This window comes from Sorangium sp. So ce394 (assembly GCF_051474665.1).
GTDB lineage: Bacteria > Myxococcota_A > Polyangia > Polyangiales > Polyangiaceae > Sorangium > Sorangium cellulosum_D.
Genome location: NZ_CP150339.1, coordinates 4,466,326 through 4,481,421, shown reverse-complemented (window position 1 = coordinate 4,481,421; position 15,096 = coordinate 4,466,326). Strand labels below are relative to the sequence as shown.

Sequence of the window (15,096 nt, the reverse complement as noted above, 5' to 3'; positions counted from 1 at the left end):
CGGCCGTGCGCCCCCGCAGCGCCCCGCGCGACCGCGTGACCACGCGTCGGCGTCCCACGACCGCGCCGGCGACTCCCGCGCCTGCGGATCGCGGATCGATATTTCACCGCCTGGATTGTTGCGCTGGGCGATACAATGCGGCCATGCGGCTCCCGTCCTTGGAGAACCTCGCCTGCTTCGAGGCCGCGGCGAGGACGCTGAACTTCCGGACCGCGGCGCGCGCCGTCGCGCTCAGCCCCGCGGCGTTCGGCCAGCGCATCCGGCAGATCGAGGAGCAGGTGGGCGCGCCGCTGTTCGAGCGGACCACCCGGCGGGTGCACCTCACGCCGCAGGGGCTCGCCTTGCTGCCGCGCGCCCGCCAGTGCCTGGCCCTCGCCGAGGACTGCCTCCGCGGCGCGATGAGCCCCGCGCCCGCCCCGGTCGAGCTGACGCTCGGCACGCGCTTCGAGCTCGGGATGTCGTGGATCGTCCCCCAGCTCGGCGCGCTGACGCGGCGGCGCCCCGAGCTCATCCTCCACCTCTACTTCGGCGCCTCCGACGATCTGCTGCGGCGCCTCTCCGATCGCAGCGTCGATTGCGTGGTCACGAGCGCCCGCTGGAGCGCCGCGAGCCTCGCGGCGGAGACGCTGCACGAGGAGCGCTACGCCTTCGTGGCCTCGCCCAGGCTGCTGCGGCGCGCGCCGTTCTCCCGCGCCGAGCACGCCTCGCGGCACTGCCTGCTCGACGTCGACGCGACCATGCCGCTGTTCCGGTACCTCGCGGACCAGGCGGGCGGCGTGGGCCGCTTCGCGTTCGCGCGCCACCGCTGGGTGGGGCTCGGCGCCGCGATGAAGACGCTGGTGCTCGCCGGCGAGGGCGTGGCCGTGCTGCCGCTCCACATGGTCGCCGCCGAGCTCCGCGGCGGCAAGCTGAAGCGGCTCCTCCCGTCGGCGTCGCTCGCGCGCGATCATTTCCGGCTCGTCTACCGGCGCGACGACCCGCGGAGCTCGCTCTACGCGAAGCTCGCCGAGTCGCTGCGCGCCGTGCCGATCCAGTGAGCGCGCCGGCCCCGGCGCGCCGCGGCCTCGGGTAGACTCCCGGCCGAGGATCATGAGCGAGCCCCCCCACGGCGGCGCGTGCTGCCGCAGGACGCCGATCACGGCGCAGGACATCAACGGCGGACCGGACCCGACCCGCCGTGTCCCCTTCGTCATCACGGCGCCTGGTCATTACGCGCTGGTCGAGGACGTCGACTGGGTGGCGGCGGACGAGAACGCGCGGGCGATCACGATCGCCAGCGACGATGTCACGCTGGACCTGTGCGGGAGGACGCTGCGGCAGATCGACCCTCCGGCGCCCGCCCGCGCCCCGGATCCGAGCGCGCGGCCGTGCCGGGGCGAGGTCGTCTCCGGGAACGTCGGCGTCTACGCCGAGGGGCGTCGGCGGCTCGTCATCAAGAACGGCAGCGTGCTCGGGGTCCAGGGGGTGGGGATCGTCACCAAGGCGTGCTGCCAGGTGGATCTGATCGGCCTGTCGGTCAGGCGGTGCGGCGGCGACGGGGTGATCGACACGACCTTCCTGTGCCGCAACGGCGGGATCTTCGTGATGGGCGCGCAGGACGCGGAGGGCAACATCGCCTTTGCGTCCGACATCCGGATGCTCGACTGCGTGTGCTCGGAGAACACGAGCCGGCTCGATTTCGTGGTGACGCTGGGCGCGCTCGTCCTGTTCTGCGACGACGTGGAGGTCAAGCGGTGCGTGTTCAACCGCACGGCGAACACCAGCGCTGAGCCGAGCGGGGTGCAGTTCAACGTCGTCGGCGCCGACTTCGTCATCTGCCGGAACGTGCTCGTGGAGGACTGCGAGGCGCACGACAACACGTCGGGCGGCGAGCCGGCCGGCTTCTTCGCCTGGGGCGAGAATTACAAGTTCCTGCGCTGCCGGGCGAACCGGAACTTCACGCTCACCGGCAACCGGGCGTGCGGATTCAACGTCTCGACCACGAACAACCTCGAGATGGTCGATTGCGAGGCGGACGGGAACTACAACGCGAACCCGGCCGCGTCCGCCGACGCGGTCCGCGATTTCTCCGCGCTCGGCTTCCGCATCGGCCGGGCGGTGTTCCGCGCGTCGATCGAGCGCTGCCGCGCGCTGGGCAACCACAGCGTGGGCGCGAACGCGCCCGCCGCCGGCTTCGCGCTCCACGCGACCGGCCAGGTGGTGCTGCGGCGCTGCGTGGCCCTGGGCAACAGGAACGCGAGCGGGACGGCCGAGAACGACGGCCTCGCGGCCGGGTTCATCGCGTCGGCGCCGCTCGCGGACCCGGGGGGCGGCCTCGTGGGCGGCGAGGGCAACGCGTTCATCGACTGCATCGCCGACGGCAACACGGTGCACCGCGCCCCCCTGTTCGTGCAGCCCCCGGCCCCGCCGGTCGACGCCGGTCCGTCGCGCGGCGACCCGCGGAAGGGGGCGGGGTTCCTGCTCGACCGGCAGAAGGACGCGCGGATCGTCGGGTGCAATGCCGCCAACAACGACGGGAAAGGGATCTGGCTGCGGGGCTGCGCGCGCGCGCTGGTCGAGGGAAACACGCTGTCGGGGAACACGCTTTACGGCATCCAGAACGAGGATCCCGCCGGGCTGAGCGCCTTCCTGGGCAACCGGGCGCACCTGAACGGGTCTCGCCACCGCCACAGCTACGTCGGCCTGCCCCCCGGGACGCCGATCCGCAAGTGGACGCTCGGCGCCCCTCCCCCGGACGGCCCGTGGGGGCCGGTGGACAACCTCAGCGTCCGGATGCCCTGAGGCGAGACGCGGACGTCGCGCCTCCGGAGAGAGCCGCGCCGCTCGGCGTTCGCCTCGCCGGCCTCGCTCCGGCGCGCGTCAGCGGTTCCCGTCCTGCGCCTGCTCGGCGCGCGCCCGGACGGCCGCGACGGCGCGCGCCGAGCCGTCCAGGTTCTCTGCGTTGAGGAGGCTCTTCGGCAGCGGCAGCTTCGGCCGGAGGAAGACCTCGAGGGACACGCGCGTCGTCCGGGCGTCGATCTTCTCCAGCTGCCAGGTGGCCTGGAGGTCTTTCACGTTGCCGGCGACGAAGCGTGACGAGTAGGTCTCGACCCCGTCCACGAGGGCGGCCTTCTGGAACTCGATTCGCGCCCACATCGTGACGGCGCCCTGCAGCGCCGAGACCTCCATGTAGATATCCCATCCGCCTGCGGGCGTGCGCCCGAGCACACGGCACTTCTTGTAGTGCGGCATGAACTCCGGATAGCGCTCGAACGAGAGCACGGTGGCGCGCACGCGCTCCAGCGGGGCCTTGACGACGGCCGTCGACCTTCCGCGCGAGAACCCGGTGCTGCCGATCGGGACCGCCACGCTCGCGATCCCTGCGGCGTCCGGCGCCGGCTGCGCGCGCTCGCCTCCGTCGTCGCTGGCGGCGGCCGGCAGGACATCTCCGCTGTCGCGCTGTGTCAGCGGCAGGCTCGGTGCATCCAGGGTGCTCCCTTGTTCACCGGCGCCGCACGCGGCGATCGCGAGCGCGAGTCCTCCGGAGAGCGAGGGCGGGATCAGGGCGCGATGGGCGATGGTGGTCGAGCGAGTTCTCCCCATGACCGCCGAGCTTGCCAGCGACGTGCCCGCCGCCGCCCTCCGGCGCTGATACCGCTCCGCACATCAACGCTCAGGCCCCACCCCACCCCGCCGCCAAGAACGGATCCCCTCCCCACCGCCCCCCGCTCGCCCCCGGAGAACAGGGAACCCTCCCTACCCCCCTAAAGCGCCCCACGCGCACACCCCCGTCCCCTCCGAAGACCCCTCCGAATCCAGCCGACTCTCTCCCCGCCAATTCCGTCCACCTCTCTCCCCTCTCCCTCTCTCTCCCCCGACGGTTGCCGGGGCACACCCGCACAGGAGACGGGCCCAGATCGGCGTTTTCGGCGCGCAGGCGTACTTCCTGTACGCCGAGCACCGAAAAGGCCGAGGTGGGCCCGTCTCCGAAGCGGGTGTGCCCCTAAGATTCACCAGAGAGGTAGGCGGTTAGGCTGGGGATGGGGACGCCGGTGGGGCGGCCGAACTGCCAGTCTGCGGACTCGACGCTGACGCCGCCGATGTCGAGGTGGATGAACGGGAGCGTACCCCCCTTGAGCCCCGAGGCGATGTCGAGGAACGCGAAGGGGAACTGGTGGCCGCGCGGCGTGTTCACCGAGGCGAGGCGGTTCGACGACACCACGTCCTCGGCGCTCGACCGCGGCGCGACGAACGCGTAGTCCTCGCGCCGCGGCCGCACGCGCTCCATCGGCTCGCCCCAGCGCTCCGCGAGGACGTCGAGCCGGTCGAGCTCGGGCCGGGCGGCGGCGTTGCCGATCGCGCCGGTGTACGGCCCGTGGGCGCGGTAGACGTGCCCCGTCAGCGTCGCGACCGAGAACAGGATCGGGTCGGCGGCGCCGCTCATGGCGAGCTCCCGCCCGAGCGCGAGCAGGTCGGCCAGGATGAGGCGCCCCTCGGCGTCGGTGTTGCCGATCCGCACGCGCACGCCGGCGCGGCTGCGGATGATCTCGTCGCTGACGTACGACTCCTCGCCGATGCTGTTGCGCACGAGCCCGAGCAGCCCGACGATGCGCACGCCCTCCAGGCCGAGCGCCGCGGCCGCGCGCACGAGCCCGGCGACCGCGCCGGCGCCGCCCTTGTCGCGGGACATCCCGGCCATGTGCCCGTCGGTCTTCAGGTCGACGCCGCCGGTGTCGTAGGTGACGCCCTTGCCCGCGAGCATCACGGTGCGCCGGATCTCCCCGCGAGGCCGGTAGTCGAGCCGCACGACGCACGGCCGGTGCCGCTCGACCACCCGCGACGCCCGCGAGACCGCGCTGATGAGCGGGTAGTCGTCGACGTTGCGCTCGATCTTGACGAGCACGCCCGTCCTGGCGAACGCCGCCTCGCACATCTCGGCGACGCGGCGGGGCGCCATCCGCTCCGGCTCGGTGCCGGTGATGTCGCGGCAGAGCGCGCGGCCGACCTCGATGGCCGCGATCTCGCGGGCGCGCGGCTCGGGCAGCCCGAGCACCGCGAGCGACTCGGCCGAGCGCGGGGCCATCTCCGCCTCCCGCGCCTCCAGCGGGGTCCACTGGCTCCCGAGCGCCGCCAGGGCGCCCACCTCGATCGCCCGCGCGAACCGCGGCGTGGACGGCGCGCGCACGACGAGCAGCGGCCGGCTCGCCCCCGCCTCCACCGCCCGCGCGAAGCCGGCCGCCGCCGCCTCCGCGATGGAGCGGACGTCGTCGATGTCCTCCGAGAGCGCCCCCGCCGGCGCGAGCACCAGACGCCCGCCGGGCACGCCGGGCGCCGGCAGGACGAGCGGCGCACACTTGCCCTCCAGTGCGCAGTCGACGCGCGCGGCCGCCTCGACCACCGCGCCGATCGCGGGCCCGAGCCCCCCTGCGTGCTTCGCGATCGGCGACGGCGCGACGAGGACGACAGCATCGCAGCCCGCGGTCGCCGAGGTCGACTCGGCGAGGGCGTTCGCGGGCAACCCCGCCAGCGAAGTGACATGCACCATGGCGGCGGATGATGTCACAGGGGTCAGCATTTTTGCAGCATCCGTCGCCGCCCGGCAGGGTACCGACACCTGCCCCGATGGCCGCTGGCCGGACGTGGCCGGCCGCCGCGTGCCCGCGCCGCGGCTCGCCCGCAGGCGCGATGACGCGCGCGTCCGCCCCGACGGTCACGGTCGCGGCCGAGCGCCACCGCCGGCCGCGCTCCCTCCTCGCGCGGCGCGGGCGAGCGCTCGTGGTCGGGAATGGAGGGGAATCGGAGCGAGAGGAGCGAGAGGAGCGACGGAGAGGCGCGCTTCAGGAGAAGAGCACGACGCTGCGGATCGACTCGCCGCTGTGCATGAGGTCGAGCGAGCGGTTGATGTCGTCGAGCGGCATCGTGTGGGTGATGAGCTCGTCGATCTTGATCTTGCCCTCCATGTACCAGTCGACGATCTTGGGGACGTCGGTGCGCCCCCGGGCGCCGCCGAACGCGGTGCCCTTCCAGACGCGCCCGGTGACGAGCTGGAACGGGCGCGTGGAGATCTCCTCGCCGGCGCCGGCGACGCCGATGATGATGCTCGTCCCCCAGCCCTTGTGGCAGCACTCGAGCGCCTGGCGCATGACCTTGACGTTGCCGATGCACTCGAAGCTGAAATCGGCGCCGCCCCGGGTCAGGTCGACGAGATAGGGCACGAGATCTCCCTGCACCTCGTTCGGGTTGACGAAGTGGGTCATGCCGAACTTCTCGGCCAGCTCACGGCGCTTCGGGTTGATGTCGACGCCGACGATGAGGTCGGCGCCGGCCATCCGGGCGCCCTGGATCACGTTGAGCCCGATGCCGCCGAGGCCGAAGACCACCACGTTGTCGCCGGGCCGCACCTGCGCGGTGTTGATGACGGCGCCGATACCCGTCGTCACGCCGCAGCCGATGTAGCAGACCTTGTCGAACGGCGCGTCCTCGCGGATCTTGGCGACGGCGATCTCGGGCAGGACGGTGAAGCTCGAGAACGTCGACGTGCCCATGTAATGGTGAATCCGCTCGTTGCCGATCGAGAAGCGGCTCGTTCCGTCCGGCATGAGCCCTCGGCCCTGCGTGGCGCGGATGGCCTGGCAGAGGTTGGTTTTTCCGCTGGTGCAGTAAGAGCACTGCCGGCATTCGGGCGTGTAGAGGGGGATGACGTGATCGCCCTTCTTGACGCTCTTCACCGACGGGCCGACGTCGACGACGACGCCCGCGCCCTCGTGGCCGAGGATCGCGGGGAAGAGGCCTTCCGGATCCTTGCCCGAGAGGGTGTAAGCGTCGGTGTGGCAGACGCCGGTGGCCTTGATCTCGATGAGGACCTCGCCTTCGCGAGGGCCCTCCACCTGGACGTCCTCGACCGTGAGCTTCTCGCCGGCCTTGTGGGCCACGGCTGCGCGCGCTTTCATGATCGGTGGTTCTCCTCCCGCAAGCGGGGCGTTCGGGGCCCGAGCGGCGCCCGAGCCCCTCCAATAGCCGGCCGGGGAAGCAGGTTTCAAGGGGGACCCGGCCGGCCCCGCCCCGCGCCACCGCCCCGCCCGCTCGCGTCGCGGCGCGCGCCGGCGCGGCCCGCTCGCCCCCATTTCGGCGGCCCCGCCCGCGCGCCCGGCCTGGCGCGCTCCCACTCCGCCCCACAGCGACGCGCGCCGCTCGTGGGGCAGACGACCTCTGTCGTGCAGAGGCATTGCGCGTCGTTCACGCGACCTCGCGAGAGGCTGCTCTCGGCCGGCGAGGCAGGGATTCGGATGGCGCTCGTGGACCGGCGAGCGTACCATCGCTCCGTTATCCTTATGCGCACCGCTCGTCGCATACCCGGTCACCGCGCCCTCACCGCAGCAGCCGCGCTGTCCCTCGCCGCCTGCTCAGGGGGCAGATCGCCTGGAGACGCGGCCGCGGGCGAGGACGGCGGCGGGGGGAGCGCCCCCTCCGAGGGCGGTCAGGGGGGCCTGGGCGGCGGGCAAGGCGGGCTGGGCGGCGTCATGGAGTGTGTCGACGAGTGCCCTGCGGAGAAGGGTGGAATCAAGATCGGCTGCGAGACGCGCTTCATGTTCGGAATGAACTACGCGTGGCACAACTTCGCCGGCGATTTCGGCGGCATCGCCGCGTGGGACAAGCGCGGCGTCGCGGCCGAGGCGGAGACGCATGCGAAGAACCTCGCCGGCATCCGCGCGCACGGGGCGAGCGTCGTGCGGTGGTGGATGCTGCCGGAGCTGCGGGGTGAGGGCGTCGTCTTCGACGCGAACGACAACCCGACCGGCCTCGGCGGGACGACGCGGGGTGACGTCGAGAAGGCGCTCGAGCTCGCCGAGCAGGCGGACGTCCACCTCATGTTCTGTCTCTTCTCCTTCGACAACTTCCATGCGACCCGGGTCGACGCCGACGTGAGGACGGTCGGCATTGCCCCGCTCGTGACGGACGCCGCGCGGCGCGCGGCGCTCCTGGAGAACGTCGTCAGGCCGCTCGCCCAGGCGGTCGAGCAGAGCCCGTACCGGCACCGGATGGTCGCCTGGGACGTCATCAACGAGCCCGAGCTGGCCATGACCGGCCCGAGCCCGTACGGCGACCCCGACTACGACCCGGATCCCCAGGTGGAGCCGATCGCGCACGAGCGGATGGAGGCCTTCCTCCGCGACACGATCGGGGTATTGCGCGCGGAGAGCAGGGCGCTCATCACGATCGGCTCGGCCTCGATGAAGTGGGCGCGCGCGTGGACGACCACCGACGTCGATTTCTACACATTTCACATGAACGACCGGGTCAACCGCTACTGGCCTTACAACCAGTCGCCCGCGGACTACGGCATCACCGACAAACCGGTCGTCATGGCCGATTTCCCCGTCGCCGGCCTGGCCACGGCCACCTTGTCGATGCTCCTGGAGAGCTGGTACAGCCAGGGCTATGCCGGCGCGATCAGCTGGGCCTACGGCGACGCGACCCCGACCGAGCTCGATACCATGAAGGCCTTCGCCGATTCGAAAGGCTGCGACGTGCAGTACTGAGCCGGCCCGACGAGAGGCAGCTCTTCGCGCGGCGCGGGGAGCGCCGACGTCTCGGCGCTGGGATCAGGAAGAGGGCAGCCAGTAATCGACGAGCGAAGCCCCCGTCACGTCGTGGGCGACCCCGGCCGCGATCGCCCACTGGGCCAGCGCCCGCCCCAGCGACGCCATCGCGGGGAACCGCCCGTCGGGGGACTTGGCCAGCCCCCGCTCGATGATCTCCCAGAGCCGCGGGTGCGCCTCGAACGCCTCCGGACGCGGCGGATCGACCCGCAGCACGTCGTGCACGATGGAGATGCTCCCGGGCCCGCCGAACGGCCGCCGGCCGCTCACGAGCTCGTAGAGCACCACGCACACGCTCCACACGTCGGAGCGCGCGTCCGACTCCTGCCCGCCGCGGACCTGCTCGGGCGCCATGTAGGCCGGGCTCCCGACCAGCGCCTCCTTCTGCCCGCCGTCCACCGCGCGCGTGTCCGTGAAGGCGATCCCGAAATCGATCAGCTTGGGGACCGTCCGGCGGCCGTCGCGCACGAGCACGATGTTCGCGGGCTTCACGTCCCGGTGCACGACCCCCGCGCCGTGCGCGGCGCTGAGCGCCCCGATCACGGGCAGGAGCAGCTGGACCGCGGAGATGGGCGACATCGCGCCCGACTCGGCCACCACCTGGGCCAGCGACCGGCCCTGGAGGAGCTCCATCACCACGAACGGCTCCCCTTCCTCGGTGAAGCTGAGATCGAACACCCGCACCGCCGCCCGGTGGGACACGCGCGCCGTCGCCTGCGCCTCCTTGAGCAGCCGCGAAGCAGCCTCCGGAACCGCGCAATCACGACGGATGAGCTTCAGCGCGACATCGAGGTTCAGGGCGAGATTCCGCGCCTTCCAGACGGCGCCCATGCTGCCCTCCCCGATCGGCTCCGTGAGGCGATAGCGCCCCGCCAGGACGTCGCCTGGGGCGTAGCGCCGCAGCGCGGCGGCCGGCGCGTCGGTCGCCGGAGCCGGCAGGGCGACGGCAGGCGACACGCCCGCGAGCCCCGCCCGCAGCGTGGCAGGCGGCACGCTGGCCGGGGCGGGGGTGTCGCTCGCCGGCTCCAGCGGCACGACCTCGCCGCCAGGACGCCGTACCGAGGCGGACGGCCGCGACAGCCGGCCTGACGTCCGGAAATCGACGGGATCGAACGGGGGGCGGTGCGCCGAAGACCAGCGCGGAGATCGCGGCGAGCGGTACGCGCGCGGAGAAGAAGCTCTGCCCCCGCTCGGGGGACGGGAGCGATTCGAGGCGGGATCCATCGATGCGCCATGTGGCGTCGTGGAGCTGTCGGTTCGTCGGGTGTCCATGACCTTGCTTTGGCCCTCTGGCCCTCCGGCCCACGATATTGCAAGGATCAGGCCGACAAAAACCGCCGCAAATGCGCCTCTTTCGCGCCCGCCGCGGCGCCGAGGTGCGGGGTCGAGACCTCAGATCCGGTGCCCCTCGCCATCAGCGCGCCTCACGCCCTCCGGGCGCCGCCTGGAGCGGCCCCGGACAGCGCGCGACGGCCAGCGGCGCAAGGGTTGTAGCAGAGCGCATTCCCTGCGCCCGGTCCCTGGGGAGGACGAGCACATCGGCGTCGGGTGTCAGCCCCCCTGCCCCTCGGCAGCGTGAGGCGCGTGGCCGGGGCCGACCAGCGCGCCGGGCTCGGTCGCGGACGAGGCGGGGAAGTCGCGCACCAGCTCGCCATCCACAGTGAACCCCACCCCCGGCTCGCGGCGCGGCCGCCGCCCGCGCGCGTCGCGCGGTTCGGCGCGGTTCAGCGCGCCGAACCGGAGGCGACGCGCCCCTTGAACGCGATCGGCACCTCCAGCGCCCTCGCCGCCTCGACGAGCAGCGCGTGCTCGCTCTCGTGGATCACGCCGTCGGCGGCGACCAGCCGGACCGCCAGCTCGATCGCGGCCTCGCGCATCCGCACGTCGGGCAGGCGCGCGCGGAGCGCCGCGAAGCGGCCATTCCTGCCCTCCTCCCGCACCGAGCGCTCGATGATCGAGATGAGCGACTCGACGACCTCCGCCCCGAGGCGGCCCGCGCTCATCGCCGCCGCGTGCGCCGTGAGCTCGGCGCGCTCGGCCTCGTTGATGGATCCGTCAGCGTACGCGGCGAGGAACATGATCTCGACCATCGCCTCGAGCTTGCTGAGCTCGAGGTGAGGAAAGGAAAGCTGCGTTTCTTCCATCATGCGATCCGAGGCTAGCGTATCACGACCCCACGGGACACAGCGCCACCGCGCCCGCCCGCTCGCCGCCGGGGCGCTCGGCCCGGCGGCGAGCGGGCGGCGCGCTGCCTGGATCTGCCCGTCGAGCGCCGCGCCGCGGTCGCCGCCGGGATCCAGGGAGTCCGGGAGCGCGCGGCGAAACTTCTCATCGAGCGCGGCGCCGGTTGGTGCTCAACTCCACGGTCAGATACATCAGCCCCGCGACCGCGGTCCTCACCCCCACGCGACGCCTCCCCCACCCGAACCCTCCCCCACCTCGACGCCCCCACCATGACCTCCACCACTCCGACCGACCTCTTCCTCTCGCTGACCCCGCACAAGGTGATCGAGGCCGTCGAGGCCGCAGGCGTCCTCTGCAACCGCGTCTGCTATCCGCTGAACTCGTTCGAGAACCGCGTCTACGAGGTCGAGCTCGAGGACCGCACCCGCATCGTCGCGAAGTTCTACCGGCCAGGGCGCTGGACCCGCGAGCAGATCCTCGAAGAGCACCGGTTCCTCGCCGAGCTGGCGGACGCCGAGATCCCCGTCTGCCCGACGCGCCCGTTCCCCGACGGCGAGACGCTCAAGCAGATCGACCACATCCAGTACTGCCTCTTCGAGCGCATGGGCGGCCGCGCCCCCGACGAGCTCGGGGACGAGCTGTTCGTGCGCCTCGGCAGGCTCGCCGCCCGCATCCACAACGTGGGCGCGCAGCGGACCGCCGAGCACCGCGTCCGGCTCTCCGCCGACTCGTACGCGCGCGAGGACCTCGGCTGGCTCGCCGAGCGCAAGGTCATCCCCGCCGCCGTCGCGCCGCGGTACCTCGCGGCCGCGCGTGCCGTCGCCGACGCGGCCGAGGAGCGCCTGCGCGGCGTCGACGTGCACCGCATCCACGGCGACCTGCACCCGGGCAACCTGCTCCTCCGCGACGGCGCCCTCCGCGTGCTCGACTTCGACGACATGGTCGTCGGCCCCGCCGTGCAAGACCTCTGGCTCCTCCTCCCGGGCCGCGACGCGACCGCCCGGCGGCAGCGCGAGCTCTTCATCGAGGGCTACGAGGAGCTCCGCCGCTTCGACCGCTCGACCCTCGCCCTGATCGAGCCGCTGCGAGGGCTCCGCCTGATCCACTACGCCGCCTGGATCGCGCGGCGGTGGCACGATCCCATTTTCCCGAGGACTTTCCCGCACTTCGGCACGGAAGCGTACTGGCGCGACGAGGCGAGCTCGCTCGAGGAAGTGATGCAGATCGCGCGTTCTGGGGACGGCGGCGGGCCCGACGGGGGCGAGGACGAGCCGCCGCCGAGCGGGGGCAAGTACTTCTGGGACCTGAACTGAGCGGCGCGCCGGCGGGGAGCGCCGCGCGGCGCCGGGGGGCGATCAGACGCGCTTCAGCACGAGGATCAGCCGCCACGCGGCGGCGTGCTCGAACGGCACGTCGACGTTGAAGTCGCCGAGCGTCGCGACCAGCGAGAGCTCCGGCACCCGCTCCGCGACGCGCCGCCAGCCGGCCAGGTCCGGGATGTACCAGGTCGCCTCCTGCCGGAACGACGAGAGCTCCCGCGGCGCGCCGCCGTTGCGCCGGGCCGAGCACACCACCTCGAGGCTCACCGGCACCACGCGATCGGGCGTGGCCCGCTCGGTGTGGATGCGGAACCGCGCGTCGATCGACTGCTCGCCGCGCAGCTCGGTCCACTCGGTCCGGTTCACGCCGGACGGCGTGAGATCGGCCGGGTGCGTCGCCTCGATGACGTGGACGCCGCCCGGCAAGAGGAGCGAGGCCGCGAGCCGGAGGTGGCGCTCGAGCGCCGCCGGCGTGGCCAGCTGGTGGATCGCCGAGAGCGGCACGAACGAGAGATCGACCGGTGCGACGTCGGGGCGCTCGTCGAGCTCCGCGCAATGGAAGCGGACGCCAGCGCCGGCGCCGCGGGCGCACGCGGCGCGCTCGGCGTAGGCGATCATCGCCGCGGAGCCGTCCGCGCCGGCGCAGCCGACGCCGAGCTCGGCGAACGCCTCCAGGTGCCGCGCAGGCCCGCACGCCCACGAGAGCACGCGCTGCACCGGGCGGGCGCCGAAGCGGCGCGCGCACGCGAGCAGGAAGTCGCGCTCCGCGGCGTAGTCGCGGTAGCCGAAGGCCGCGTCGTAGAGCGCCGGCTCGCCCGGCGCGGGCGGCGCGGCCGGCGAGGCGGCGCCCGCCCCCCTGCCGGCCGGCGGCGCGGCCGAGGCGCGCGCAGGAGCGACCCGCTTCGTGTAGATGATGAGATCGTCGCCCGGCGCGTAGAAGTCGTCGATGACCGCCGCCCGCGCGAACTGCACCGCGTCGTAGAAGCGCACCGCCGCGCCGTGCCCCTCCCGGCTGCCCGTCTCCACGCGCACGAGGCCGCCGCCCTCGCGCGCGATCTCGCTCTCCATGGTGGCGACGAGCCCGCGCGCCACCCCCGAGCGCGCGAAGTCCGGCGAGGTCGCGATCCAGTACAGGTCGTACGTGGACTGCGTCATCGGCGTGCGGCCGTAGCAGAGGTACCCCGCCAGCCGGGGCGCTCCGCCGCCGCCCGGCGCGCCCTGGAAGCTCAGCACGAACCGGTAGCCGTCCGACGAGGGCTGGGCCAGCGTCGCGTCGACGAGCTCCAGCGCCACCGCGCGCTCGTCGGCCGTGAACGCCGGGAGCGACTCGAGCAGCTCCGCGATGAGCGGCCGGTCTTCGGCGCAAAGGCCGCGCTGCATGATCACGGCGCCTCGGGCGCGGCGGCGAGGGCGCTGCGCGCGGCGGGGCGCGCGCGGCCCCGCGCCGGGGCGCGGCCGCGCGCGCGGAGCAGATCGCCCTGGCGCGGGCCGCGGGCGAGCGCGGCGCGGAGGATCTCCCCGATCACGTCGGCGTAGGAGAGGCCGGCGCGCGCCGCCGCGCGCGCGAAGCCGGCGTCCGGCGAGAGGTCGCAGTTCGGGTTGACGTCGATGACGTACGGCGTCCCGCGCTCGTCGAGCCGCACGTCGACGCGGCCGTAGTCGCGCAGCCCGAGCACCTCGAAGGCGCGGCGGCCGACCGCGACGACCCGGCGCAGCTCGAGCGGCCGCAGCACCGCCGCGGTCGACGGCGTGCCGATCGACGCGGCCGTCTCGGGGCGCCACTTCGATTCATACGTGACGACGTGCGGGTGCCCCTCGGGCAGGCCCTGGAAGGTGATCTCGCCGGGCGGCAGCACGCGCGGCGTGGGCCAGCCGAGCAGCGAGACCGAGAGCTCCCGCCCGTGCACGTAGCGCTGCACCACGACCGGCTGGCGGCACCGCGCGACGACCGCGGCCACCTGGTCGCGGAGCGCGGCGCGATCGCGGACGACCGAGCCCCGGTCGATCCCGGTCGAGCCGTCCTCGCGCTCCGGCTTGACGATGGCCGGGAAGGCGACGTCGGGGATGCGATCCGGACCGTCGACCCGCACCGTCTCGGGCACGCGCACGCCGGCGCGCGCGAGGATGCGGTTCGCCTCGGCCTTGTGCAGGCAGCTCCGGAGCGCGACGTGATCGCTGCCCGTGAAGGGGAGGTCGAGCCCCGCGAGCAGCCACGCGCACATGACCTCGTGGCGGCTGTCGCCGTCGAGCGCCTCGCACAGGTTGAAGATCACGTCGGGGCGATGATCGCCGATCGCCGCGAGCACCTCGCTCGGCCGGAGCACGGGCCGGTGCGCCACGCGCGCGCCCGGGGCCGCGGCGAGCGTCGCGAGGACGCTCTCGGCGACGGCCGCGCTGCCGTCCTCGCGGCCGAGCCGGAGGCGGCCGCTCCCCACCCGCTGCGCAAGTGGCGGCTCGTCGACCGCCTCCTCCGGGTCTCTGTTGGACAGGAGCAGTATCCGGGGCTCAGGCACCGCGCGCCTCCGGGCCACGGCGCCGCGCGCCCGCGCAGGGCACATGAGCGCGCGACAGCGGCGCCGCGCTCGGAGAGCGACGCGGGGCCCGGCCGTTCGAGCCGAAACGTGGAGAGAGCGCCTCGTCGAAGGAGATGCGAAGGCGACGGAATCCGTGCATGCAAGTGGCGCCACTTCACCAGCTTGCCCGGCAATCGCAAGGGGAGATTTGCGCTCTCCGGACGGAATGGGCAATGCGGCGCGCCATGGCTCCGAGACGCCGCGCCGCATCCCGTCCTGCGCGACACGCCCGCGGGCGAGCTCTTCCAGACGACGAGGCCCCGGACACCTCAGGTCCGGTGAGCCAGCCGCCACTCCGGGAGCCTCCGCGACGCCTCGGGGAGCGCCCGTGGCGAGCAAGGGATGGATTGCAGGAGAGAGGGGGAGCGCGGGCGAGCGCCCGTGAGGAGGCGGATCGCGGAGAGGACCCGGGGACGCCAGAAAGAGCTTTCCTTCCCGGCG

The 15,096-nt window shown here is 73.3% G+C and carries 11 protein-coding genes; 4 read left to right on the top strand and 7 right to left on the bottom strand.

Annotation, left to right across the window (positions count from 1 at the left end; all coding sequences use genetic code 11):
* Window positions 1-143: 143 nt before the first annotated feature.
* Window positions 144-1,037, top strand: a complete 894-nt coding sequence (locus WMF33_RS16595) for a LysR family transcriptional regulator (RefSeq protein WP_061623921.1) — start codon at window positions 144-146, stop codon at window positions 1,035-1,037.
* Between the two features lie 52 nt (window positions 1,038-1,089).
* The gene (locus tag WMF33_RS16590; protein ID WP_437338048.1) at window positions 1,090-2,781 is read left to right on the top strand and encodes a right-handed parallel beta-helix repeat-containing protein; all 1,692 of its coding nucleotides are present in this window, start codon (window positions 1,090-1,092) and stop codon (window positions 2,779-2,781) included.
* 78 nt (window positions 2,782-2,859) lie between these two features.
* Here the strand turns inward: WMF33_RS16590 and WMF33_RS16585 are convergent, their stop codons facing one another.
* From WMF33_RS16585 to WMF33_RS16575, 3 genes are all read right to left on the bottom strand, one after another.
* Window positions 2,860-3,582 (bottom strand): type II toxin-antitoxin system RatA family toxin, encoded by a 723-nt coding sequence (locus WMF33_RS16585; protein WP_437338047.1) that lies wholly within the window; start codon window positions 3,580-3,582, stop codon window positions 2,860-2,862.
* A gap of 400 nt (window positions 3,583-3,982) precedes the next feature.
* Complete coding sequence (locus WMF33_RS16580; protein ID WP_437338046.1) at window positions 3,983-5,524, bottom strand: aminopeptidase; 1,542 nt, start codon at window positions 5,522-5,524, stop codon at window positions 3,983-3,985.
* 292 nt (window positions 5,525-5,816) lie between these two features.
* Window positions 5,817-6,929 (bottom strand): S-(hydroxymethyl)glutathione dehydrogenase/class III alcohol dehydrogenase, encoded by a 1,113-nt coding sequence (locus tag WMF33_RS16575; RefSeq protein WP_437338045.1) that lies wholly within the window; start codon window positions 6,927-6,929, stop codon window positions 5,817-5,819.
* A gap of 570 nt (window positions 6,930-7,499) precedes the next feature.
* Between WMF33_RS16575 and WMF33_RS16570 the strand changes: the two genes are divergently transcribed.
* Complete coding sequence (locus WMF33_RS16570; protein WP_437338044.1) at window positions 7,500-8,519, top strand: hypothetical protein; 1,020 nt, start codon at window positions 7,500-7,502, stop codon at window positions 8,517-8,519.
* Window positions 8,520-8,582: 63 nt separating this feature from the next.
* Here the strand turns inward: WMF33_RS16570 and WMF33_RS16565 are convergent, their stop codons facing one another.
* Entirely contained in the window at window positions 8,583-9,614 is a 1,032-nt protein-coding gene (locus tag WMF33_RS16565) for a serine/threonine-protein kinase (protein WP_437338043.1), read from the bottom strand.
* A gap of 689 nt (window positions 9,615-10,303) precedes the next feature.
* Window positions 10,304-10,723: a TerB family tellurite resistance protein gene (locus tag WMF33_RS16560; protein ID WP_437338042.1), complete on the bottom strand. Its 420-nt coding sequence runs from the start codon at window positions 10,721-10,723 to the stop codon at window positions 10,304-10,306.
* A gap of 309 nt (window positions 10,724-11,032) precedes the next feature.
* On the opposite strand from WMF33_RS16560, the gene WMF33_RS16555 reads away from it, so the two are divergent.
* Complete coding sequence (locus tag WMF33_RS16555; protein ID WP_061623916.1) at window positions 11,033-12,076, top strand: serine/threonine protein kinase; 1,044 nt, start codon at window positions 11,033-11,035, stop codon at window positions 12,074-12,076.
* A gap of 42 nt (window positions 12,077-12,118) precedes the next feature.
* Here WMF33_RS16555 and WMF33_RS16550 read toward each other — a convergent pair whose 3' ends face one another.
* Both WMF33_RS16550 and WMF33_RS16545 read right to left on the bottom strand, forming a co-directional pair.
* Window positions 12,119-13,462 (bottom strand): GNAT family N-acetyltransferase, encoded by a 1,344-nt coding sequence (locus WMF33_RS16550; protein WP_437338041.1) that lies wholly within the window; start codon window positions 13,460-13,462, stop codon window positions 12,119-12,121.
* Between the two features lie 2 nt (window positions 13,463-13,464).
* Window positions 13,465-14,595: a D-alanine--D-alanine ligase family protein gene (locus WMF33_RS16545; protein WP_437338040.1), complete on the bottom strand. Its 1,131-nt coding sequence runs from the start codon at window positions 14,593-14,595 to the stop codon at window positions 13,465-13,467.
* Window positions 14,596-15,096: the final 501 nt, after the last annotated feature.

Excerpts from the sequence above, each read along its gene's own strand:
- WMF33_RS16595 (WP_061623921.1), top strand. The coding sequence starts at position 144 with ATGCGGCTCCCGTCCTTGGAGAACCTCGCCTGCTTCGAGGCCGCGGCG.
- WMF33_RS16575 (WP_437338045.1), bottom strand. The coding sequence starts at position 6,929 with ATGAAAGCGCGCGCAGCCGTGGCCCACAAGGCCGGCGAGAAGCTCACG.
- WMF33_RS16570 (WP_437338044.1), top strand. The coding sequence starts at position 7,500 with ATGGAGTGTGTCGACGAGTGCCCTGCGGAGAAGGGTGGAATCAAGATC.
- WMF33_RS16560 (WP_437338042.1), bottom strand. The coding sequence starts at position 10,723 with ATGGAAGAAACGCAGCTTTCCTTTCCTCACCTCGAGCTCAGCAAGCTC.
- WMF33_RS16555 (WP_061623916.1), top strand. The coding sequence starts at position 11,033 with ATGACCTCCACCACTCCGACCGACCTCTTCCTCTCGCTGACCCCGCAC.
- WMF33_RS16580 (WP_437338046.1), bottom strand. The coding sequence starts at position 5,524 with ATGGTGCATGTCACTTCGCTGGCGGGGTTGCCCGCGAACGCCCTCGCC.
- WMF33_RS16550 (WP_437338041.1), bottom strand. The coding sequence starts at position 13,462 with ATGCAGCGCGGCCTTTGCGCCGAAGACCGGCCGCTCATCGCGGAGCTG.
- WMF33_RS16585 (WP_437338047.1), bottom strand. The coding sequence starts at position 3,582 with ATGGGGAGAACTCGCTCGACCACCATCGCCCATCGCGCCCTGATCCCG.
- WMF33_RS16590 (WP_437338048.1), top strand. The coding sequence starts at position 1,090 with ATGAGCGAGCCCCCCCACGGCGGCGCGTGCTGCCGCAGGACGCCGATC.